Origin of the sequence: Photorhabdus heterorhabditis (genome assembly GCF_001280945.1) — a bacterium.
In the GTDB taxonomy this organism is placed as follows: domain Bacteria; phylum Pseudomonadota; class Gammaproteobacteria; order Enterobacterales; family Enterobacteriaceae; genus Photorhabdus; species Photorhabdus heterorhabditis.
Genome location: NZ_LJCS01000203.1, coordinates 1 through 804, shown reverse-complemented (window position 1 = coordinate 804; position 804 = coordinate 1). Strand labels below are relative to the sequence as shown.

At 48.4% G+C, this 804-nt stretch carries 1 protein-coding gene; it reads right to left on the bottom strand.

Features of this window, described 5'->3' with window-relative positions; genetic code table 11:
- A partial coding sequence (locus AM629_RS21320) for an Rpn family recombination-promoting nuclease/putative transposase (protein WP_054481795.1) occupies positions 1-773 on the bottom strand: 773 nt, incomplete at its 3' end.
- Between the last annotated feature and the right edge of the window lie 31 nt (positions 774-804).

Here is an 804-nt window from a genome sequence, read left to right as displayed (position 1 = left end):
CCTTGCTCGCGCCCTTTTTGTTCAAGCTGTTCTGCAATAGTCATCAACATCGTTTCATGCTCCGGAGATTGTTCAATCAGTTGATGGACAAAGTGTGAGAGATCCAGCGTATGCCCATTCAGTAAAATATAGCTTAATACCACATTGCGCTGTTCGGTTGTATTATACCCTGCATTCAAGAGTTCCACCAATTGGGGTATCCATTCCAGCATATCCCGGCAGCGAATATGTTTTTGCACCAGTTCCATCAGGGCAACGCCTTTATGCGTCAGGATCTCTTCATCACTGAGCACACTGACATCCACCAACGGAAACGCCTGACGGTATAAGCGGGCCGCCTGTTCAGGGAGCGTAAAACAATCCAGCCACCGGTTTGAGTAAGGATATGGACGAACCTCACCATGATAAAACAGCAGAGGCATCACCAAAGGGAGTTCGGTATGGCCTTTTTTCAGGTGGGCCGCCATAGCTGACATGGCATAATACATCAGCCGCCAGGCCATCAACGGGTCAGGGGTAGACTGATGTTCAATCAGACAATAGATATAGCCCTGCCCCCGGGCCGTTTCAACCGAGTACAGCACATCACTGTGCAGTTGACGTAAATGCCGGTCTACAAAACTGCCGGGCTCCAGTTTCAATGTGGCTAAATCACACAACAACTGGATCTCTTCGGGCAGATAAAGGGATAAAAACTCCCTGGCCGTTTCGGGCTGCGTTAAAAAATGCTTGAATAACGCGTCATGGTGAGGCCGTTTTTCTTTCTTTGCCACAATCTGTTTCTCTGTCTTATCAGGTAGTCAT